We start from the raw sequence: 23,060 nt of genomic DNA on the forward strand, positions 1-23,060 counted from the left end.
TTTTCTTATTGGACAATAATAATAACATGCACAATATATACATGAAGATATTATCATTCAAATATAAATAAAAAAAAGATATTTTCATCTCAACTATAAATTAAGAAAGGTGCCTGACACTATTATAAAACCAAAAGTCTTTTAAAGTTTATAGTCGTATGATATTACAGACAACTCATATAATTATTGAAAGCAATTATTGTGCCAGAAAGTAATTTATTATAAAAAGTATGGCAGAATAGTGAGAATGATCAACTTTCATCTATTCCGCCATACATAGTTATGATATAACTGCCTAAACTAAATTAATTAGTACAAGGAAACTTTCCGACTATTTCAGGACATCAAGCTCAGCACAGCCGAAATCACCCCACCCTTTGGAGTTGCGAATGGCACGGAAACGGATAAAGCGAGTCTTTATCTTCTTATCGAACTTTACTACTTGCCATAGTGGATTATTAGATATGTTAGAGAATTCACCGCTACTCACATTAGTCCACTCCTTTCCATTCATTGACACTGCAAACTCATAATGAGTTATTATACCACGCAGGAAGTAGTCTCCTTGGTCCGGTAGATATCTGAATCCGCTGATACTATTGTTTTCTGTCATATCTATAACAATATCTACAGGGAAACCTTTGTCGAGCCATAGCATTGTTTTTTTATTTCCATCAAGTATCTGACTTGCAGCAACTGTATCAGGAGAAACTATTTTCCATTTTGCCCTGTCAAAGTCATAACTCTCCATATCTTCAGGCTCTTTCAGTTCAGGGACATTATATATCTCCACTTTTGGGAATATCAGTTCAGAAGCATCTGTATGGAATGCAATCTTGACTTCTGATGCTGTAGTTTCCGGCAGAAGTAATATACGCTTATGGCTAATAGTTGTTCCTTTTGCTATCGTTTTCCAATCTCCATTAATTAAAGCCTCCACTTCAAAACCTTTAATACGCTGTCCTTTACGTATATCCTCTTTTAATATTAACTGAGTAAATGTGACAGCCTTTTTAAATGATACTGTCATACTGTTATCAACAGTTCTCTCAGAAGCATCTTTTGCAAGATTTTCCTTATATATACTTTTCAGATAGTTATTGAACTCAATAGCTGCTTTGGCATCAATATCATTTATGCGTCCTTCGCAGTCTATAGGAAAATTAAGAAGCCAAGTAGAACCTCTTCCAACAGAGTTGTAATATATATTTGTCAGCTTATATAACGACTTTACCTTTAAGTCCTCAAACTTATGATAAAACCATCCTGGACGTATTGATACATTTACTTCTGCAGGCACAAAATTAGGAGCATCTATTTCTCCACTTCTAAGAGTCGCATTATCAGGCTCACCCGGTATATGTGCGGAATAGTCATATCTTGCCCAATTGGTCTCTCCTATTGAACCTTGTTCATTACCACACCAACGTATATCAGGACCAACTTCATTCCAAATGATACAGTTTGGCTGCAACTTACGCACTAAAGCAATTGTATTATTCCAGTCATAATATTTTGATCTGTCAATATTGCGCCTTCCACGCTGACCTCCATAATATCCGTCACCCCCATTCGCACCATCAAACCATACCTCGAAAATATCACCATAGTTGGTCAGAAGTTCTGTCAGCTGATTACGAAAATATTCAATATACGAAGGTTCTCCATAGTCTGCTCTGTTTCTATCCCATGGGGAGAGGTATATTCCCATTTTCAAACCATATTCCTTACATGCCTCACTAAGTTCTCGCACTACATCACCCTTGCCATTCTTCCAAGGAGAGTTCTTTACCGAGTAATCAGTATATTTTGATGGCCACAGACAGAATCCCGCATGATGTTTTGCAGTGAGAATAATTCCTTTCAATCCTGCCTCCTTACATACTTTAGCCCATTGACGGCAATCAAGTCGTGTCGGATTAAACAGTTGCGGAGATTCATCACCAAAGCCCCACTCCTGATCTGTAAATGTGTTTATTGAAAAATGAACGAAAGCATATCGTTCCATATCATACCAATCAAGTTGACTTTGTGTAGGAACCGGACCGAATGGCTCTTGTGATCTTGAAATAAGAGATGTCGTCATTATAAACAACATCAATAGGGTAAGTTTCTTCATTTATATTAGATTTAATAATTGCAGTGTCTGCCTTTATAACACTATTCTGCTATTTCATTTATTGCCAGATAAATATAGAGAAAAATAATAAATAAATAATATTTAAGTTTTTATAAATGCATATGCAACCTAATAATCTACTTATTAAAGTCTTGCACATCATCTCTGATGCTATTCTATCTAATTTATTTACTGTTACTGTGATAATTGGAAGGTACAAAAACTGCATATCCTTTTTAAATAAAGATATAATAATTTAATTTTGGAGAAACTAACCACTAATAATATATGAAAAAAACTTTCTTAGTTATTTCTGCCTTGCTGATAGGTTCGACTCTGTCTGCACAAATAAAGCTGACACCGAAGAATATCGACAAGGTAATTAAAGAGATGAGTATCGAGGAAAAAGCAAAGATGCTTACCGGATATTCATTCGGTCATTCATATTGGGGATTGCCTACAGATCCTGATCCAAATGCTGGGGCTATAGTACTTGGAGCTGCTGGAAACACAGCTAATATTGAACGCTTTGGAATCCCACATACTGTAATGTCAGATGGACCTGCAGGTGTGAACATAGCTCCTAAACGTAAGAATGATCAAAACAGCTATTATTGCTCAGGATTCCCTATCGGATCACTGATAGCATCAACTTGGGATACCGGGCTAGCATACAACCTGGGAACAATCTTTGGTAACGAAGTTAAAGAGTATGGTGTAGATGTTGTTCTGGGACCCGGAATGAATATCATGAGAAACCCTCTATGCGGAAGAAACTTTGAATATTATTCAGAAGATCCATTCGTTTCAGGATTAATTGCTGCAGCTATTATTAATGGCATTCAGAGTAATGGTGTTGGAACTTCACCTAAACATTTTGCAGGAAATAACCAGGAAGGTAACCGTACTCACAACAATGCCGTTATAAGTCAAAGAACCCTAAGAGAAATATATCTTAAGGGATACGAGATTATGGTTAAGAAAAGCCAGCCATGGACTATCATGAGCAGTTATAACTATATTAACGGTGTATATACACAGGAAAGCAAAGATCTCCTGACTACAATACTTCGTGATGAATGGGGTTATAAAAACATTGTAATTACCGACTGGACTGGGACACGTAATACAAAGGCTCAGGTCAATGCAGGCAATGATCTTATGATGCCTGGAAATGCAGAACAGATTAAACATATTGTAGATGGACTTAAGGATGGTAGCATCAAAATGGCTGATGTAGATAGAAATCTTAAACGCATTCTTGAATATGTTGTAAAGACTCCTCGATACATGGGCTATAAATATTCCAATAAACCGAATCTGAATGCTCACGCTGAAAAGATACGTAAGGCAGCTCCTGAAGGCATGGTACTTCTGAAAAATGATGATAATACTCTTCCTATACAGTCAAAAATAAGAAAGGTTGCACTCTTCGGACATACATCTTATGATCTATATGCAGGTGGAACTGGTTCAGGAAATGTAAACAAACCATATGTAATAGACCTATTAAAAGGACTTGACAATGCAGGAATGATTATTGACGATACCCTGAAGACTGTATATGCAAAATATAAGGAGTATGCTCACCATGAGGCTGAATCTGAAATGGGAACATTTACTACAAATGGTTACTTCCCAAGACCAAGAGTAAAGGAACCTTCAATGGGAGAATATACTTATATCAATGCAGCCGAGAGAAATGAAATAGCTATTGTTACTGTAGGAAGAAGTTCCGGAGAAGGATGCGATAGAACTTTTGAGGACTTTAACATTAATTCTGACGAAATGGATATGCTGGAACAGACATACAAAGCATTCCACAACAAAGGGAAAAAAGTTATTATAATTCTGAATGTCGGAGGTGTTATTGAGACTGCACCTATACAGAAATATGCCGATGCTATACTTTTGGCATGGCAACCTGGCATGGAAGCAGGTAACAGTATAGCTGATGTGCTTATCGGAAAGAGTTATCCTTCAGGTAAACTTACTATGACTTGGCCTATTAAACTTACTGATGTTCCCTCTACTAAAAACTTCCCTAACGGATTTAACTGGAGAGATGAAATTTTCAAAAAGCAATATGATATAAACAAGATCCCTAATTTGGGAGAGACTCGTTATGAAGAGGGCATTAATGTAGGATACCGTTATTTCCAGACAGCCGGTAAAGAGGTATCATATCCATTTGGATTTGGTTTAGGTTATACTAAATTCGAATATTCTGATGCAAAAGTCCAAAGAAAAGGAGATAGATACATAGCTACCGTTACAGTAAAGAATGTTGGAAATAGCAAAGGAAAAGAGGCTGTTCAGTTATATGTTACTGCACCTGCCGGAGAGTTGGACAAACCTGCATTCGAGTTGAAGGCTTTTGCAAAGACTCACGAATTACAACCAGGAGAAAGTCAGCAGATCAAGATGACATTCACAAACTATGATCTTGCATCATATGATGAGAAGAGTAGCTCTTTTGTTACTGATAAAGGAACATACATTGCACGATTTGCAGCATCAGCGGCAGATATACGCCAGAATGTAGAGTTCAAAGTATCTGCTGGCATAGTTAAATGCCATGATGTTATGAAATAGCATTTATAAATTAGTATCAGAGATAAAATAGAACTACAAATACCATTAATAAAAAAGGGATAAGCCTGTTATCATACATGGCTTATCCCCTTTTGTTATGTATAAACTGAAATTATCTCATCTCGGTATATTTGATCTTGTCCATATCTGAATAGTCAAGATTCTCACCGGCCATACCCCATATAAAGACATAGTTGCTTGTTCCGGCAGCTGCATGAATAGACCACTCAGGCGACATGATAGCCTGTTCGTTCTGCATCCATACGACTCTCTCCTCTTGAGGTTCTCCCATAAAGTGACAGATAGAATTTCCCTCAGGTACATTTAAGTAGAAGTAAGCCTCAATGCGGCGACTATGTGTGTGAGCTGGCATTGTGTTCCATACACTACCTGGCTTCAACTCTGTAAGTCCCATCTGAAGTTGACAAGGTCCCTCTTTGAGAACATTCTTTACGATAAGCTGATTGATTACGCGATCATTGCTCTCCTCCATTTTTCCTGCTGGGAAAGAGTTTGCTTTCAAAGAACCTTTACGTCCATCGATAGTAATAAGCTGAGTCTTGTACTCCTTGTGAGCAGGAGCAGAGTTAATATAGAATTTTGCAGGATTTGATGAGCTCTTACTCTTGAAAGTAACCTTCTCACTACTTCTTCCTACATAAAGAGCATCCTTAAATTTAAGTTCATACTCTTTGCCATCTACTGTTACTATGCCCTCACCACCGATATTAATTACACCAAGTTCTCTTGAATAGAGGAAGTATGGCGCTTTTAAAGGCTCAATGGTTTCAAGTACCAGCTCTTTTGTACTTGGCATGGCACCACCAAAGATAAAACGGTCATACATTGAGTATGTAACATTTATCTCATCAGGAGCCATTACCTTCTCCATAAGGAAACTGCTACGCAATCTTTTTGTATCATATGTTTTAACATCCTGAGGATTGCAAGCTGTCTGAATTGTATAATTCACCTGTGAATTTGCTGTTGCAAGTGTAGCTAAACCTAACATAATTGTAATTACTCTTTTTTTCATATTAATATTGTTTCTATTTATCTGTTTCTTTATGCTCACGCTGATATTTGATTATAGCTCTTCTATTGAAAATCAAACTTATCATTGTAATTATAATCAAAATAGCAGCACCAATATACTTAAATCCATATGTAAGTTCAAATATTATCCATCCTAAAGGACTTCCGGCAAAGTCAAGTGCACCACCTTGGAATCCTGCAGGTATATTCACAGCACCATCTTTTGTCTTCTGATACACATCCTGAGCAGCCTCTGTAAAGAATGGAGCAAGTATAGTTACAAGATACAGTCCTATAAGGATTATAACAAGTCCTACGATGAAAGTCTTAACCACGTTACCCTTTGTATATGGTAATACCAATGGGAAAAGATAGAACATTCCTGCAAGTGATGCAAGTGGAAGGAACTGATTACCCGGAAGTATTACAGCAAGAAATATTGTAACAGGGATAAGCAGAAGTGATACTACCAAAGTTGCAGGATGACCGATAACCAATGCAGGACTCATACCGATATTAAGACCTACTGCACCCTTAAACTTCTTAGCGATAAGTTCTCTAGTTGCATCTGATATTGGACGCAGGCCCTCAATGAAAAGAACAGTTATTCTTGGAATAAGTTCCATAACTGCACCCATCTTTATACCAAGTCCCAATATTGCAGGGATATTATCAATCATATCCTGACCATCCTTACATGCAAGCATGCCTATGCCACATCCAACAAGTATACCCAAGAAGAGAGGCTCACCAAGAAGGCCGAACTTCTTCTTCATTCCTTCTGCATCGATATTTAGTTTGTCAAATCCCGGTATCTTGTCAAGAAGCTTGTTGATTATTATGGCAAAAGGGACGAAACCTGCACAGAATGGCTGTGGTATTGAGATTCCATCCATATCTTTATAGAAACCCTGAAACTTTTCGGCTGTGTAGTCCGCTATGACAAGTGTTATGATATAGCAGATTATAGCAGCAAAAAAGCCCCAGAAGATGTTGTCGAAAGCAAAGTATACTATAGCACCTATAAATGCATAGTGCCAATAGTTCCATAAGTCAATATTGACTGTACGGGTAGTCCTTGTAACAAGCATAATGATGTTTACAGTAAGACATACAGGGATAATCAGTGCACCGACTGAGGTGTTGTATGCTACAGCTGCTGCTGCAGGCCATCCCATGTCGAAAACCTTAAGCTGAAGGCCATATATTTCAACCACCTTGCTCAATGAAGGGCCAAGGCTGCTTGTAAGAAGTGCAGTAACTATAGAGAGACCTACGAAGCCGACTCCGACAAGCAGACCACTTTTAAGTGCTTTACTGAACTTTATACCGATACAGACACCTAGGATTGTAAAGATAATCGGCATCATTACTGCCGCTCCCATACCTATGATATAGGAAAAAATCTGTTCCATCTGTTATTTTATTCTGTTTAATAGTTATTAATAGAGCTCGTTTTAATCAGGAAAATGACTTATTATAAAATTATAATATTGTTCAATCAAGTAACCACTTTGATAAGTTCTCTGCTGCGATGTCATTAGTGAAGTCATCAGGCAGATGAGAATCATCAAGGTATTCATTATACAGCCAAGGATCTGTTATTGCTATAACATGTCCTTTCCCAACCTTTGAAACTGCCATTACAGCAGATCCATCATCGGCCATGAGGATACCACGTGCAGGTTTAGTACATTTTATAGTACATACACCTTTCAACAAGATTTTAGTTACCCCCTTAAAGATTGGATGTTTTGTGAATTTTGTAAATGCACAGTCATCATAAAAACGCTCGCCTCCTGAGTAAGGACGTTCATTACTGATACTGTTTTCATTGAAATGAATTCCGGCCTTTTCAGAAAGAATATTTATCTTCTGAAGGTCACAGTTTCCTTTGTCATTGGTAAAGATGACAAGTCGTCCACCCTTTTTCACCCATTCCATAATTGTATTAGAAGCCTCCTCATCCATATATTTTGGTGCAGGAGACTCTTTCTCTGTATCAGGATCAACGATGATGTATACCTTGCTATCTTTCAGAGTTTGTTCCGTTGGCTTCTGTGATAATGTTTTAAGAGTACCTCCGGCCTTCTTGAACAGCTCTCCAAGAGCAGAAAAACCTCCCATTGAAGTATCTTCCCAAGTATAATGCCACACATTGCCTTCTTTATTCACCTCATGATTATAGTAGTTATCAAGAGTGACAATTTTATTTGATCTGTTTTTTGCAGTAATGGCATTACATGCAATAAACATAACAGCAATGTATAATAGTATCCTTAATTTCATTATATATGAATTGATATTAGTGCGTCAGTTCGTTAATTTGATAAGATCGTCCTCACAGCATTTTGCTGTAAGGACGATTGCAATCATTTTCTATTATTTTGGTTGTTTTCCGATGTATGCCAATATACCGCCATCTACATATAGTACATGTCCGTTAACAAAATCAGAAGCATCTGAAGCAAGGAATACAGCAGGGCCTTGTAAGTCTTCTGTATTACCCCAACGTGCAGCAGGAGTCTTTGCAATAATGAAGCTGTCGAACGGATGACGTGAACCGTCTGGCTGTATTTCACGTAGAGGAGCAGTCTGAGGAGTAGCGATATAACCCGGGCCGATTCCGTTACACTGAATGTTGAATTCACCATATTCAGAAGCGATGTTGCGAGTAAGCATCTTAAGTCCTCCCTTAGCTGCAGCATATGCTGAAACTGTCTCGCGACCAAGTTCACTCATCATTGAGCAGATGTTGATAATCTTTCCGTGACCTTTCTTTATCATTCCAGGAATTACTGCCTTTGATACGATAAATGGTGCAATAAGATCCACATCAATGACCTGAGTAAATTCAGAAGCCTTCATTTCACACATTGGTATACGTTTGATTATACCTGCATTGTTTACAAGGATATCGATAACACCTACCTCCTTCTCTATCTGAGCTACCATAGCATTAACCTGATCCTCTTTAGTAACATCGCATACATAACCACGTGCCTCGATACCAATCTCTTTGTAAGCAGCAATACCTTTGTCAACAAGTTCCTGTTTGATATCGTTAAAAACAATCTTTGCTCCGGCTTCAGCATATGCAGAAGCAATTGCAAAACCAATTCCGTAAGAGGCACCTGTTACGAGTGCGATCTTTCCTTCCAATGAAAAGTTAACCATAATTTTTTTCGTTTATAATTAGATTTATATTATAACATTTGCAAACTCATATATCAAGATTTTGCATGTATCACTTTATTAAGAATACTATTTTGTGGCTCTTGAAACTGCCATTAAATTTCTGCTTTATCCTCTATATCCAGTGTATCACTTTTGTGCATTTTCATATTAAATAAAAAGATTCCTACCCACCCATACAGGATAAAATCTGTTCATTTACCCATTTATAAAACTTAATATCTGATTTATTCAATTCAATAAATCCAGATTATTATGCCTTTTTAAAATACAAAAAGCTTTTGTCTGTAAAATGGTAAGAGCCCTTCATAATATTATATACCATTTGCGAAGTAAATATAGTAATAATAGCAAGAAAAAAAATATTAATTACGCCCTCGTGTGCGTTAACACGATCATTTTTTCACTACAAAATAGGCTCTGAGCTGCCTAATGCATCTTTTTAGACTAAAGTTAAAAAAACTAAAACCATCTCTTTTTAATTAGAACCATACATTCTATTTGAAGAAAAAGATAGAACTAATCAAAAAACATAATAATACAATAAGATAATTTAAGCCTGTCTAACAAAATAATGTTAGACAGGCTATTAAAAATTACAATTTAACAGGTAATAAAAACCTGATTCGAAATATAATTAGGCAACCTATTGAATTATGTACGTTTTAATTTGTACTAGCCTCATCTGCTACAGCATCTTCCCAGTTAGTCCACATCTTAATAGATTCATCATAACCGTCATATCCATAATTTTGGCGAAGCTGCCCCTTATTATTTGCAGTAATTGCAGAGTTTGGAACAGGCCAGAAGATATTGTGCTTATTAACCTTGTATTCGAAAGTCTGAGAACCTTGAGTACCTTTACCACAAGGACGGTTGAAAACATTGTATGTTGTGCAACGTTTGAACCAATAGCTACCGCCACTAAGGTCTGTACCCTCTTGTTTATCCCAAGTATTAATATCGTATGTATTACCCCATTCGTCTGGTTTACCACTCTTTGCAAGACACCAAGATACGCGTGCCATCTCTGCCTGACGGAACTCTTCCATATAAAGCTCACGAGCACGTTCATCCATAATATCTCCAATAGTTACTGTAGTATACATCTTCTTTGCATTAGCACGACTACGAACCTCATTAACATCAGCTGCTGCTCCTGTTGGATTTCCTTGATAGAAACGAGCTTCAGCTCTAAGCAGATAAGTCTCAGCTAAGCGGAATAGGTACATATCTCCATTACATCCTTTACCTTGAGCTCCCTGGAACTGATTTGCACCCAAGTTTGCTTCTGCAACAGCATCAAGAATATATAACTGATACAATGGTGTAGGATACCAACTACGGATTGTGTCAGAGCAAAGTATATCACCTTTGTGAACAAGTACTTCACCATTCTTTACATAATCTTCAGTAGCATAAAGTTGATAGTTCTTTCCATAGAGATCCGACTTAGGATTATTGTATTTAAAGTCTTCCATCTCCATCCAGTTACCTACTTCACGGTTATGGCGAAGATCTTGCCAGTCCATTTCACCATCTTGCATCCAGATAGTCTTATTGTAATGATAAGATGTTCTGTTCAATGCAATACCACGACCTGCGACACGTACCCAGTCAAGTTCAGCATTATAATTACTATTATTACGAGCATAGTTTGAACCTGGTCCACCTAATCCATGAGGATCTCTGATTACGCTGTTACTCCAGTGAACAAAATTAGCACGCATAATATTGAATGTTGTGAAATTCTGGTCGTTAGAGTTGATAATAGGCATAATAAGTTCCTTATTCTCTGCATTGCAGATATTTGGAGTACGATGTAAATCCCAAACTACATTACGAGTAACTTTCCAAGTACTTTCGTTTCCAGATGGTTGCCAAACTCCAAATGTATTTCTCATAAGTTTGAGACCATGGTTATTGATAAGTTCTGTAGCTGTAGCTTCAGCTTTAGCATAGTCACCTGTTACTAGGTAACATTTAACCAAAAGATGCATACAAGCTTCCTGATTTACCATACCAAGATAAGTCATTGCTTTTTGAGATGGAACATGCTCAACAGCAAACTCTAGGTCATGTACAAGCATCTTAAAGATTGCTTCCTTACTTGTTGATGAATAGTTCTGTTTAGGAGTTGTCATCAACTGAGTTATCAATGGAATATCACCAAACTGAAGTGTAAGGTTGTAATATGCATATGCACGATGGAAGTAAGCGCGACCTTTATATGCATTCTTTACCTCTTCATCTAGTCCTTGAACCTTATCTACATAAGAGAGAACAGAGTTTGCATATTTAACTGCATTGAAACCCTCATTCCAAAAACGCTGCATATAGTTACCATCACCACCTGTGGCCATACCTGAAGTTGGTGTAAGTTTTGCGTCGAAGTTATCTTGGAAACCTCCACCCATATCGGTCTTTGCATACATACCTACATCAGTAAGATAGTAGTTTGTAGAAAGTCCGACATTGTTCCAGTTACCATCAAGAATATAAGTTTTTAACTGTTTATCACACATAGTCAAAGCCGATTGAAGGCCTGCCTCTGTTGAATAAGTTGTTGTTGGTTCATAGAAAGATAGTGGGTCTTGTGCCAGAAAAGAATCCGAGCAACCAGTAGTAGCTGCAGTTGCAACAACCACAACCATGCCCCTATATAATTTATTAATATATTGTTTCATATTGGATTAGACTTTTTAAAGTGTAACATTAATACCTAATTGGAACTGACGGTTAGCGAAGCCACCTGTTTCAGGATCACCATATTCCCAGCTATCGAAAGTACATACATTGTTTACAGTTGCTGTAACATGAACTTTCTCTATAGAGAATCTGCGAGTCAAATCTTTTGGCAATGTATAACCAAGAGAGATATTATCAAGACGTACAAAATTACGATTATAAAGTTTCTGTACTCCTGTTGCACCGCTAGGACCAACAGCATTCAAACGTGCATAATCATTAGTAGGATTTTCCGGAGTCCAATACTCTTTCTTGTATGTGTTACAAGTATTAGTAAACATTGAACCTGAATTATCACCATTCAGATAGTATCCTGCCAAGCTCTTATGTCCCATATATGAATACATTGAGAAAGAGAATGTCCAATCTTTAAGGAATGTAAATGTGTTACGTAAGTTCCAGTAGATAGGAGGATTTGTTGTTCCAAGATATACTTTATCTTTATCATTATAAACTGCAACATGAGTACCATCTGTCAATACCTTGTCATCTTCAGTATAATGGTTTACTACCTTAGGATCACCAGGTTTCTGATTAACTAATGCAGCCTGTGCTGCCTCATCAACCTGCCATATACCATCAACCTCATAATTCCATATTTCACCTACAGGTTTACCGATAAACCATCCATTTGTAGTATCATCAATCTCTTTACCATTTTCATCATATTCGTAATAGAGATGCTTGATGTTGTTCTTATTGTAAGATAATCCTAGAGAAGTCTCCCATGTAAAATCTTTAGTATTGATATTACGTGAATTCAATGTAAGCTCAAAACCTGTATTTGTTACTTCACCTAAGTTGGTAGTAATACTGCTGAAACCGGTAAAGTTAGGTAGACGCTGGCTCATAATCATATCGTGTGTCTTCTTGAAATACCACTCAATGCTACCGCTTAAGCGATAATCAAGAACAGCAAAGTCTAAGCCAACATTATAAGATGTAGTCTTCTCCCACTCCAAGTTTGGATTACCTAAGCGACTAATCTGTAAAGCCTGAATAACAGCAGGAGTACCATTATTATAATATCCCATAACACCACCATTGTTAAGGTTTGATAATGCAAGGTATGTATCTTTCAATGATCTGTTACCATTTGTACCATATGATACACGTAGTTTACCTGAATCCAACCAAGGAAGGTTTACAAACTTCTCTTCTGAGAACACCCAGCTACCACCAACAGACCAGAAAGTAGCCCAAGGATTATTTGCACCAAATGCAGAATAACCATCACGACGTACAGTACCAGTAAACATATAACGGTCATTGTATCCATAGAAAAGACGTCCTAAGTAAGCAGCTGCAGAAGAGTGAATATCTGTTACAGAAATTGAACTCTGCTCCATATTTGCGCCATCAATATAGTGAAAACCTAGTGCATCAGTTGGAGTAATGTTTCGTGCACTTATATTATCAGACCAAGATCTGTTTTCTTCAGCTTCCTGAACTAATGTTACAGTGAAATGATGCTTATCGAATGTCTTATCCCAAGTAAGTGTATTATTAAGTGACCAGTCAAACTCTTTAGAAGTATTACGGTTTACTCCACGATCTGCAGGTGTACTGTTAGGAAGTTCAGAAGACATGAAATATCTGTCATAGAACCACTGGTAACGAGGAGCAATATTGAATTGGTATGTAAATCCGAAAGGAAGAGATAACTTAGCATTTAATATTGTATTCAATACTGTGTAACCTTTTTCAAGATCATCATACATATCATTAAAGTGATAGTTGTAACCACCATTTGTTGGGTTACCGCTACGAGGGAATTGAATTTCATTACCGTTATCATCAAAGCGCAAAGCATATGGAGATTCACGGAGCTGATTGTTATCCCAGTAATTGCTTCCCAATGGAACAGCACTTGATACATCGCTACGATCCTGGAAGTTTACATTTGCACCAACCTCAAACCAGTCTGTAATCTTTGCATTAAGTTTCATGTTTGAGCGGAATGCCTGATAGTCATCTCCCTGAATAGCACCTTCATTATTAAGATATCCGAAGCTGAAATAGTAGTTTACCTTTTCTGTCGCACCAGATATACTTGCATTATAATCCTGATTGAATCCGGTACGGAATACTGCATCATTCCAATCATATGTCTTTCCTGCAAGATAGTTCTGCATAACTAAAGCAGCATCTGCATCCAATCCCATACGACGAGCATAAAGTGATTCCATAGTCTCATTAGCCTGCAGAGTCTTAGCTCCGTTAGTAGCCCATTCGTCAGCAGTTATTCCATATTTACCTATATTATTATAATGGTCATAGTAGCCGTTAGGAACTTTACTATCTTTTCCATAGTAACCCCAGTTACCATCATTATCATATCCGTAAGTAGTAGCTTTTAACCAATCCTCACGATAAGTCATATACTCTGAAGGACTAAATACATCTCTATAAGCTGCTTTAGTATTTGCTCCGAAGTTTGAACTGACATTAATTACAGGTTTTCCCTCTTTACCTTTTTTAGTTGTTATGATCAATACACCACTTGCAGCTTTGGCACCATATATTGCAGCTGAAGATGCATCTTTCAAAACATCTATTTGAGCAATATCATCAGGATTTATCTCCGAAAGTTCTCCGTTGAAAGCCATTCCATCAAGAATAATGAGTGGAGAGTTATGGCCACCTTCAGTGTAAAGTGAGTTTTGACCACGTAATTGGATTGAAGCTCCACCACCCTTTGCAGATGAGTCATATCCAATTTGCAAACCTGGAGTACCACGCAACAGGTCTTGTACAGATGCAGGATTTTGATCGGCGATTTTAGCAGGATTAATCTGTACTACAGAACCGGTCAAATCCTTCTTTCTCATAGTACCATAACCTACAACAACTACCTCTTCCAGAACTTCAGTGTCTTCAGCTAAAGTTACATCTATTTGCTTTCTTTGAGCTACTTTAATCTCTTGAGCTTTATACCCAATATAGGATACAACCAAAGTTGCCCCAGGAGCAACTCTCAAAGTATATTTACCATCTAAATCTGTGATTGTACCATTGGTAGTACCTTTTTCGACTACACTAGCTCCGATAACAGGCTCACCTGTTGAATCTTTAATAACACCAGAAACTGAAGTTTTCTGTTGTTGAGTTGCTTGCACTATAGCAGAACTGCCCTCCGCGTAGACAGAGTTTGGCATAACTGATATAAAACCTGTGCAAAACAATAAGGCTACTAAAGCCTTGCGATTGTTTCTGAACGAGTCTTGTTTCATCGTTTTCCGTTTTTAATTAGATTATTCGGTTTATTAAACATTTTTGCAAATCTAAACCTTTATTAAAAGTTAGGCCATACAAAAAACAATCATTCATAATAGAAAAATCGTTCAAAATAGCAATACATCGCCTTATAGCCTATGTTGACCATTTTTTTGCTTAATTATTTGATTACATTTGCTGTATAATATTTATTTATGGTATTATGAAAAAGACACTTCAAATTATACTTTTCTGCATCTTTTGTATATGTAATATAAATGCTAATACATATACCATTAAAAGATTAGGTATTGAAAATGGCTTATCAAGCAACTACGTAGTAGGAATAACACAAGATATACAAGGTCGCATGTGGTTTGCCACAGAGAGCGGCCTGAACTGTTTCGACGGGAATCACTTCAAAGTATATAAAAAGTATTCATCCGACCTCTGCGGAAATGAACTGAATGCCATCTATTCTGATGATAAAGATTACAGAATATGGATTGGCTCACAACGCGATGGATTAAGTATTTTTGACTGTTTGCAACAAACATTCAGAACTGTTAGAGCAGGTGAGAACGACCAGTCTATTACTACCAATGATATTACCGACATTAAAGGATCGAAAAAAGGTCATGGTATATGGATCACTACCTACCACCGAGGCATCAACTACTACGACAAGAAAAAAGACAAGTTTATTCAAATTTATGATAATAAAGTCCCAGCTCTTGGAGGAAAGAAGTGTTTCACAGGATGCGACGATGGAAAGGGCAATATTTATCTGGGACATGATGGTCAGGGTATGAGCATAATATCGACTAAAGACTGGAAGTTGAGAAACTTTATACATTCTAATAATGATGATAGTTCTATCCCAAGCAATGTAATTCATTCCATATGCGTTGATAGTTATAATAATGTATGGGTGGGAACAGATAATGGACTTGCCCTATTCAATCCCAAAACAGGCAAGTTCACCTCATTCAGACATGATCCAAAAAATCCTTGTTCAATACTATCAGGACAGATTAGAGATATAAAGGAGATGAAAAATGGAGAACTATGGATATGTATTAATATGGGAGGAGTGAGCATTATCGACCTGAAGAATAGTTTCCTTGTATCACCTAAAGAGCTTAAACTCAAGAACATTATTGCTCAGAATAATGTTAATGGACTATCGAGTCCTAATGCAAGGACAATATTTCAGGACAGATTCGGCAATATCTGGATAGGTAATTACAGAGCAGGAATCGATATAATAAGCTACGAGCAGCCTAGTTTCAGGACGCTTCCTTATATTATCAAAGCTGATGCGGATGCCATTTCCAGACAGGTATGGGGGTTAAGTTCCATAGGAAACGATGTATATGTATCAGCGGAAGAGGAGATACATAAGTTTGCCAACGGAAAGAGAAAAGAGACTATAAACCTTGCTCCATACAGCTTTATATCCAACTCTCATCTTAACGTAATATACAGAGACAAGAAAAATAACCTCTGGTTAGGAGGATATATGAATGGAGTGATGCTGTTTAATCCAAAAACAAATAAGGTAGAGAGAATAAAAGGCAGCAATGGATTGAATGTGAACTGCTTCTTTGAAGATGGAGAGGATATTCTCATCGGGGCAGATGAGGGAATCTATAAATACAACAATGGTAACTTCGTATGTTGCAAGAGATTCAAAATCAATTGCCCGACAGAATGGTACATGGTATATTGAGAGATAAAGAGGGTAAACTTTGGATTGGGACATTCGGACAAGGTATATCCATCTTCAATAAAAACAACAAGATGAGTTTGAATTTGGTCAAGAGCAACGGATTCCCTTCAAATGCAGTAAACCATATGATACTTGACTCAAACAAAAAAGTATGGGTAGCAACACGTGAGGGACTTGTAAAATTTGATAATACATCGCTCCCTAAAAAATATAAAGTTTCAAAGAAGAAGATGGGCTGGAGAACAGTCAGGTAAGAGCGATATGCGAGGACAGACGCCATAATATTTGGGTTAGTACAAATAGTGGCATATCACTTTTCGACATGAACAGCAAGATTTTATTGAGCTATAATAACCATGATGGAATTCCTATAGGTGAGTTCATGAGTAAGTCTGTTTCAATGACTAATGACGGATTAATTTATTTCGGTTCTCAAAATGGTGTATGCTACTTCAACCCGGACTATGTTACAAGAAAGATGAAAGTTGCTCCAGCATCTATAACCGGATTTGCCACCTTTACATCTAATAAGGAGAGTAAGAATGAGGAAAAAGAGATTGCATTTCTGTCCGGAAAGGTGGAGCTTCCAAACAACCAAAACACATTTAAGATTTCATTTAGTGTTCTTGATATAACTCAAAGCGATCAAGCTGAATTCTCATATATGCTTGAGGGACTTGAGAATATATGGTATAATGCTCAGAATGAAAAACAGATCACTTTCAGAAACATACCTCCTGGTAAGTACAAGTTCCTTATAAGATCCAGACTTAAAAATCAAGATTGGGATAGTAACGTAGCTTCACTAGATATCATTATTGCTCCTCCTCTACTGCTCACATGGTATTTTAAGGTATTATACTGCATAATTGGAACAATAATTATAATACTCATATTAAAGTCATATAAGAAGAAAGTATACCTGGAAGGAAGTCTGAAAATGGAGAAAAAGAAGATTTCCGACCAACAGGAGCTGAATAACGAGAGATTAAGGTTCTATACAAATATAACTCATGAACTTAGAACCCCACTGACTTTGATATTAGGTCCACTAGAAGACCTGTTATGCGACAAGTCACTATCACTAAAACAGATAAACAAGATAGGAATTATAAGAGACAGTTCACACCGCCTTCTGAATCTTATAAACGACATAATGGAGTTCAGAAAAACCGAGACTCAAAACAGGAAATTATCAGTCGAAAAAGATGATATTTCAACAGTAATTAATGAGGTTGGAATAAGGTTCAAGGAACTTAACAGCAACCCAAAAGTATCATATATTATCGACATTAAATCAGAAAACAACAATATCTATTTCGATAAGGAGATGATAGTTACTATACTTAACAACTTGTTAAGCAATGCATCCAAATATACTCCTAAAGGTGAGATAAGGATTAGTTTGAATTCCATTAATGAAAACAATATTGATTACACAGTTATATCTGTCAGCGATACAGGATATGGCATAACTGAGAATGATTTACCACATATTTTTAACCGTTATTATCAGGGTACAGGGAAATACCAAATAGCCGGTTCTGGAATAGGCCTTGCACTGGTAAAAGGTTTGGTGGAACTTCATCAGGCTATACTTGATGTAGAGAGTCAGGAGGGTAAAGGGACTACATTTACACTTAAGCTTATAACTGATAATACATATCCTGAAGCTATACATAAGAATAGTGTAGAAGTTCAACCTAATGATTTTGAATTATCTGAAGAAGAGACTCAGGAGGTACAAAATGCACAGAAGACATTGGTTCTTATAGTAGAAGATAACAGCGACATTCGAGAATATATACGTACATCTCTTTGCGATGACTATGAGATACTAACAGCCTCAAATGGTAAGGAGGGATGGGATATTGCCAAGAATAAAATTCCAAACATAATAATTAGTGATATCATGATGCCTGTAATGGATGGTATAGAGCTCTGTAAATTGGTAAAAGAGGATATCTGTACCAGCCATATCCCTGTTATACTTCTTACAGCAAAAGACTCTTTACAAGATAAGGAAATGGGTTATGATAGCGGAGCTGATTCATATATCACCAAACCTTTCAGCGCCAAACTTCTTACAAGCAGAATTGTAAACATACTCGAGGCAAGAAAGAAAATTGCAAGACTTATAAAGTCCACTCAAGCACAGTCTGAACAGGAGGAGGCATACAAATCACTTAACAAGCTAGATAATGTGTTCATCGACAAGATAACAAAGATTATTGAGGATAATCTTGACATGGAGAAGATGGATATAGGATTTATTGCCGACAAGATGTGTATGAGTCATTCCACTCTTTACAGAAAAATCAAAGGTCTTACCGACATGTCTGCAAATGAGCTGATAAGAAAGATAAAGATGCAGAATGGAGAGAAACTATTATTAAAAGGGGAACAAAGCATATCCGAAATATCTTACATGATAGGTTTCAGCAGTGTAGCCTACTTCCGTCAATGTTTTAAAGACGAATATGGTATGTCCCCCTCAGAATATGTAAAGAGCAAATCTTCTAAAAAAGATCAGGAGTAGTTATCTTATCACTCCAATGATGATCTTTTGCAAATGGTTTACCTGACCATGCACGTACATTTGTCCAATGTTGTGCTGCATCCGTCCAGAAAGGATGTGTTGAAGGCAATCCCAAAGGAAGGAATGAGAGAGAGGTCATATACAGACTTCCGTTGTTTGTATACCAATCAGCTACATTAGGTTGACGTCCTGCAAAACCTATTGTAAGAAATCCCTTCTCATTGAAGTTCTCTTTTCCATCGAACATACGGTGCATTACTGCAGTAAGAGCAGAGCGAACCTGTCCGTTAGGCAATGATGCAGGAAGACGCTGATAAAGTGCCATAAGTGCAAGAGGTTGCATTGTTGCCATTCTATAAGGTATGGAACGGCCGAATACAGGAAAAGTACCTTCAGGAGAGATCATTCTCTCGAGTACGATGCTGAATTTCTGAGCACGGTTAAGAGCACGATCATAATATTTCTTATAGTCAATGCGTGTATATGCCTTAGCATCCTTCATGCATTGAAGAGTCTCAAGATACATAGGGTGGAAAACATAACTGCTGTAATAGTCGAATGCAAATGAAGGACCATCTGCATACCATCCATCGCCAACATACCACTCCTCTACTTTTCTGATTGCTGAATTCACTCTGTATGCATCGTATGGAGCGCCTGCCTTAGCAAGGAAGCTCTCTATTGTCGATGAGAAGAGCAGCCAATTTGTGTAAGGTGGGTCAATTCTGCGAATCATAGTGAACTCTTCTATATATCTCTTCTTTGTTGTCTCATCAAGAGGTAACCAGAGAGCGTCAAATCCGCGGATAAGACTCTCGGCAACATAAGCGGCATCTACCAGTGGCTGTCCCTCTTTTCTCCACAACAGATAGTCAGGACTTTCAGGGTTAACAGCATTGGCATAACTCTTAAGTGCCCACTGACGAAGTTGGCTACGTTTCTTTCCCTCTTCAGTACCATCATCAGGCAGATTCAGCCATGGTGCAATACCTGCCATCAGACGTCCGAAAGCCTCCATATATGTCACACGTATATCACGACCATCCCAGTTAGGGCTTGTCTCGACAAGCATGTTTTTCTGCAACTCACCTTTGGCCATATTGCTCAGAACAGGAGCAGCCATTTTGTAAGCTAAATCACACCAGTAAGCACGGTCTTTATTATCCTGAGCCTCGAGCATACGTACATATTCACATGAGGCAAGCAAGAATGCTCCTACTCCGAAGTTGGCTGTTGAACGGGCATCTACCACTTGACCATTTATAGCCTTTTCTCCTATTGGCTGTACATATCCCACACTTCCATCTTTCTGAAAGGCCTTATCTCTTAAGTAAGACCAAGCCTTCTGAATTGTAGGCATATATGTTGCTCTGTCAAGATATCCGTTATTCACACCCCATATCAATCCATATGTAAAGAATGCAGTACCGCTGGTCTCTGCTCCGGGAGCATGTTCCGGATCCATCATACTTCTTGTCCAGTATCCTTGAGGTTGTTGTATGGCTGCAACAGCTTTAGCCATTCTCTGGAATTTATCAATGAAGAAATCTCTGTGTTTGTAGTCGGCAGGTACATCCTTGAGAACCTTTGCAAGGCCGGCAAGCACCCATCCGTCACCTCTTGACCAGAAATCTTTCTTACCGTTCAGGCTCTTATGTTTTGGATAAACATATTTTGCATCACGGTAGTATAATCCCTCTTGATCGTCGTACATGATACTGTCCGAATAGATAATATATTCATATAGTTTATCAAGATATCTGTTATTCCCGGTTATTTTATAGAGTTTTGTCATTACCGGCATAACCATATATAGCCCGTCACTCCACCACCAATAGTCATTGTTCTTTGTACTCATCTGATACTCCATGACTTCACGTGCACGAGCAATCTTATAATCTTGCGGATCTAAATTATAGAGATCGGCATATGTCTGGAAACATACTTGAAAATCGCCAAAGAGAACATATTCATCACTCTCTCCGTAACTATATCTCCATCGGCTCTTATCATTGCTCTTGGCACCTTTCCACTGATTGTGGTTTGCCCACTCCTCAGAATATTTGCGCCATTTCTCATTGCCCGTAAGCATATAAGCTTCCATATTACCGGTGTGGTAAGCAGCATTATCCCAAAAAGATGAGCTCTTTGGTGAGTTATCACTCTGCCATTTGTTATTCACCTTGTCAATAATCTCTCTTACCTTCTGCGCTTCACTCTTCGCGGCCGACACATTTAGTGCAGCCATACTGACAATAATGGTAATAAATGTTACTCTTAGTAATTTTCTCATATCTCTATTTTATTATTCTTTTCAAATTATCAATCTCTAAAACATACACAGCTGTTGGAGCTGACTCGACACTCTTTTCACCATCACCTTGGTTTGTCTGTTGTATATATATATGCAGTTTTTTATTTTTCTTCCATAGTTCACTGTCATAGCTTGGTTCCCATGCATTCAGTGAGAAATCTGTCAGGTCTATCACAGTCCATTGTTCAGAACCATTATGTATATCATTCTTATAAGCTAATGAAGCTTTACTTCCTCTCTCCATATCGCGGAAAATATAGAATGCCCTATTGCCATCTACCACCATTCTTGGCCGTGAGATAGGGATCATTTTTGTGCCTCCCCCTTTGAGGGAGAAAGGAGTAGTTCTATTTCCTACAATATCGCAGTGCCACTTTCCCTTTTCGTTCCATATCATTCTGAACTGAGGAACAGAGTCGTTGCCATCTCTCCAGTATGTTGCAATATATGGATTACCTTGAGCATCCGCACTCATACTAGTCTGATTTATTAGTTCATGATTCTGTGGGATTCTCCATGCATATTCTGCATTTGCAGCATTTATTGGAAGCTGATATTTTGTACCATCGCTTCTCTCCCAGCTCTCTCCACCATCCTTTGAGCAAGCATAGCACATATCATGATTAGTTTCAACCATCCATGTCTCACGCCATACCCATGAGAGGTGCATTATACCCGATTTATCAACATACATCTGCCAGTAAGCATTGCGTTGATTTTCACCATCAATAAGGATATCCTGTACCCTACTCCATTTATGTTCATTGAGGCTATATCTGTTTAATACAAGATTTCCTCTTCCTGATGCTCCCGAACGGTAAGCAAAAAGTAGATCTCCTGATGGTAACCTATAAAACTCAGGGTATGTCACATCCTCCTCATCTTTAGCTATCATCGACTCTTTCTGAGCAAGCTGTATGGATTCCGGAGCCACACTTCGGCAATAGTTCAATCTGTTTCCATGATGATCGAAAGCTACATGAAGATAACCTTCACCATCTGCCATCATACTAATTATATTGTGCGCATCGCTGACCTTTCCTCTATATTGCGAACGAGAGAGCGTCCAATTCTGAGAACCAAGCTTACGTTTTCCTATGGTAAGCCATCCTTCAGCATCATAAAATGATATATATTGATTTCCTTTATGAGTTACTATAGAGTTATTTCTGAATATTGTAGTATTTACAGATGTACTGCTATATCCATCGCCCACCTTAACCAACTTTTGAGCAGTAGATACAACAGAGATATATGATAATAGTAATAGTATAAAACACTTCTTCATAGCGATTTATTTATAACAATACAAAAATATCACTTTGTATGTTAAATTAAAGGTGAATAATCAAGCATTAAAGGGATATAAAATGGTCATAATCCTATTTTTTGAACCTTTTGGCTAATAACTTAAGTAAAAAGTAGTACTAAAGCTAAAGAGTATCCGCCTCACAAATGACACAATCTATTGACAAACGACAATAAAAGTAATAATGTCATTACCATTTATTTGTTTTGTGTTTTAGTTTTATTATCCTAAGCCTTTGGATAATTATCCAGCTTAGGA

At 37.5% G+C, this 23,060-nt stretch carries 13 protein-coding genes; 4 read left to right on the top strand and 9 right to left on the bottom strand.

Translation table 11 applies throughout. The features are described 5' to 3' along the window. Positions 1-331 precede the first annotated feature (331 nt). Entirely contained in the window at positions 332-2,119 is a 1,788-nt protein-coding gene (locus JCM15092_RS11850; RefSeq protein ID WP_024994850.1) for an alpha-L-fucosidase, read from the bottom strand. A 288-nt stretch (positions 2,120-2,407) separates the two neighbouring features. Here JCM15092_RS11850 and JCM15092_RS15980 point away from each other — a divergent pair, with 288 nt between their 5' ends. Further along, positions 2,408-4,714: a beta-glucosidase gene (locus JCM15092_RS15980; protein WP_034541984.1), complete on the top strand. Its 2,307-nt coding sequence runs from the start codon at positions 2,408-2,410 to the stop codon at positions 4,712-4,714. Positions 4,715-4,826: 112 nt separating this feature from the next. On the opposite strand, the gene kduI is transcribed toward JCM15092_RS15980, so the two are convergent. The 6 genes from kduI to JCM15092_RS11885 form a co-directional block, all read right to left on the bottom strand. After that, positions 4,827-5,750, bottom strand: a complete 924-nt coding sequence (gene kduI / locus JCM15092_RS11860; protein ID WP_024994851.1) for a 5-dehydro-4-deoxy-D-glucuronate isomerase — start codon at positions 5,748-5,750, stop codon at positions 4,827-4,829. Between the two features lie 13 nt (positions 5,751-5,763). Continuing rightward, positions 5,764-7,164 carry a PTS galactitol transporter subunit IIC gene (locus JCM15092_RS11865; protein ID WP_024994852.1) on the bottom strand — a complete coding sequence of 467 codons (1,401 nt, stop codon included), beginning with the start codon at positions 7,162-7,164 and terminating at the stop codon, positions 5,764-5,766. An 82-nt stretch (positions 7,165-7,246) separates the two neighbouring features. After that, positions 7,247-8,038, bottom strand: a complete 792-nt coding sequence (locus JCM15092_RS11870; RefSeq protein WP_148296660.1) for a DUF4350 domain-containing protein — start codon at positions 8,036-8,038, stop codon at positions 7,247-7,249. Positions 8,039-8,131: 93 nt separating this feature from the next. Continuing rightward, positions 8,132-8,926 (bottom strand): gluconate 5-dehydrogenase, encoded by a 795-nt coding sequence (locus JCM15092_RS11875; RefSeq protein WP_024994854.1) that lies wholly within the window; start codon positions 8,924-8,926, stop codon positions 8,132-8,134. Positions 8,927-9,609: 683 nt separating this feature from the next. Then, positions 9,610-11,631, bottom strand: a complete 2,022-nt coding sequence (locus tag JCM15092_RS11880) for a RagB/SusD family nutrient uptake outer membrane protein (RefSeq protein WP_024994855.1) — start codon at positions 11,629-11,631, stop codon at positions 9,610-9,612. Positions 11,632-11,646: 15 nt separating this feature from the next. Next, positions 11,647-14,925 (bottom strand): SusC/RagA family TonB-linked outer membrane protein, encoded by a 3,279-nt coding sequence (locus tag JCM15092_RS11885; RefSeq protein WP_024994856.1) that lies wholly within the window; start codon positions 14,923-14,925, stop codon positions 11,647-11,649. A gap of 206 nt (positions 14,926-15,131) precedes the next feature. On the opposite strand from JCM15092_RS11885, the gene JCM15092_RS17625 reads away from it, so the two are divergent. From JCM15092_RS17625 to JCM15092_RS17640, 3 genes are all read left to right on the top strand, one after another. Further along, entirely contained in the window at positions 15,132-16,640 is a 1,509-nt protein-coding gene (locus tag JCM15092_RS17625) for a ligand-binding sensor domain-containing protein (protein WP_235782345.1), read from the top strand. Beyond that, positions 16,622-16,894, top strand: a complete 273-nt coding sequence (locus JCM15092_RS17630; RefSeq protein WP_235782346.1) for a two-component regulator propeller domain-containing protein — start codon at positions 16,622-16,624, stop codon at positions 16,892-16,894. The genes JCM15092_RS17625 and JCM15092_RS17630 overlap by 19 nt, the downstream gene beginning before the upstream one ends. Before the next feature lie 68 nt (positions 16,895-16,962). After that, a complete protein-coding gene (locus tag JCM15092_RS17640) occupies positions 16,963-19,179 on the top strand; it encodes a hybrid sensor histidine kinase/response regulator transcription factor (RefSeq protein WP_235782347.1) in 2,217 nt (738 codons plus the stop codon). Here JCM15092_RS17640 and JCM15092_RS11895 read toward each other — a convergent pair. Continuing rightward, a complete protein-coding gene (locus JCM15092_RS11895) occupies positions 19,160-21,472 on the bottom strand; it encodes a DUF2264 domain-containing protein (RefSeq protein WP_024994857.1) in 2,313 nt (770 codons plus the stop codon). The two genes, JCM15092_RS17640 and JCM15092_RS11895, sit on opposite strands and share 20 nt — an antisense overlap. A gap of 4 nt (positions 21,473-21,476) precedes the next feature. After that, a complete protein-coding gene (locus JCM15092_RS11900; RefSeq protein ID WP_024994858.1) occupies positions 21,477-22,781 on the bottom strand; it encodes an alpha-l-rhamnosidase in 1,305 nt (434 codons plus the stop codon). Between the last annotated feature and the right edge of the window lie 279 nt (positions 22,782-23,060).

This window comes from Phocaeicola paurosaccharolyticus JCM 15092 (assembly GCF_000613805.1).
GTDB lineage: Bacteria > Bacteroidota > Bacteroidia > Bacteroidales > Bacteroidaceae > Phocaeicola > Phocaeicola paurosaccharolyticus.

Bases quoted from the DNA above. Each gene is read 5' to 3' on its own strand.
- JCM15092_RS11870 (WP_148296660.1), bottom strand. From the start codon at position 8,038: ATGAAATTAAGGATACTATTATACATTGCTGTTATGTTTATTGCATGT.
- JCM15092_RS11880 (WP_024994855.1), bottom strand. From the start codon at position 11,631: ATGAAACAATATATTAATAAATTATATAGGGGCATGGTTGTGGTTGTT.
- JCM15092_RS17630 (WP_235782346.1), top strand. From the start codon at position 16,622: ATGGTACATGGTATATTGAGAGATAAAGAGGGTAAACTTTGGATTGGG.
- JCM15092_RS11865 (WP_024994852.1), bottom strand. From the start codon at position 7,164: ATGGAACAGATTTTTTCCTATATCATAGGTATGGGAGCGGCAGTAATG.
- JCM15092_RS15980 (WP_034541984.1), top strand. From the start codon at position 2,408: ATGAAAAAAACTTTCTTAGTTATTTCTGCCTTGCTGATAGGTTCGACT.
- JCM15092_RS11850 (WP_024994850.1), bottom strand. From the start codon at position 2,119: ATGAAGAAACTTACCCTATTGATGTTGTTTATAATGACGACATCTCTT.
- JCM15092_RS11885 (WP_024994856.1), bottom strand. From the start codon at position 14,925: ATGAAACAAGACTCGTTCAGAAACAATCGCAAGGCTTTAGTAGCCTTA.
- JCM15092_RS17625 (WP_235782345.1), top strand. From the start codon at position 15,132: ATGAAAAAGACACTTCAAATTATACTTTTCTGCATCTTTTGTATATGT.
- JCM15092_RS11875 (WP_024994854.1), bottom strand. From the start codon at position 8,926: ATGGTTAACTTTTCATTGGAAGGAAAGATCGCACTCGTAACAGGTGCC.
- JCM15092_RS17640 (WP_235782347.1), top strand. From the start codon at position 16,963: ATGAACAGCAAGATTTTATTGAGCTATAATAACCATGATGGAATTCCT.
- kduI (WP_024994851.1), bottom strand. From the start codon at position 5,750: ATGAAAAAAAGAGTAATTACAATTATGTTAGGTTTAGCTACACTTGCA.
- JCM15092_RS11900 (WP_024994858.1), bottom strand. From the start codon at position 22,781: ATGAAGAAGTGTTTTATACTATTACTATTATCATATATCTCTGTTGTA.
- JCM15092_RS11895 (WP_024994857.1), bottom strand. From the start codon at position 21,472: ATGAGAAAATTACTAAGAGTAACATTTATTACCATTATTGTCAGTATG.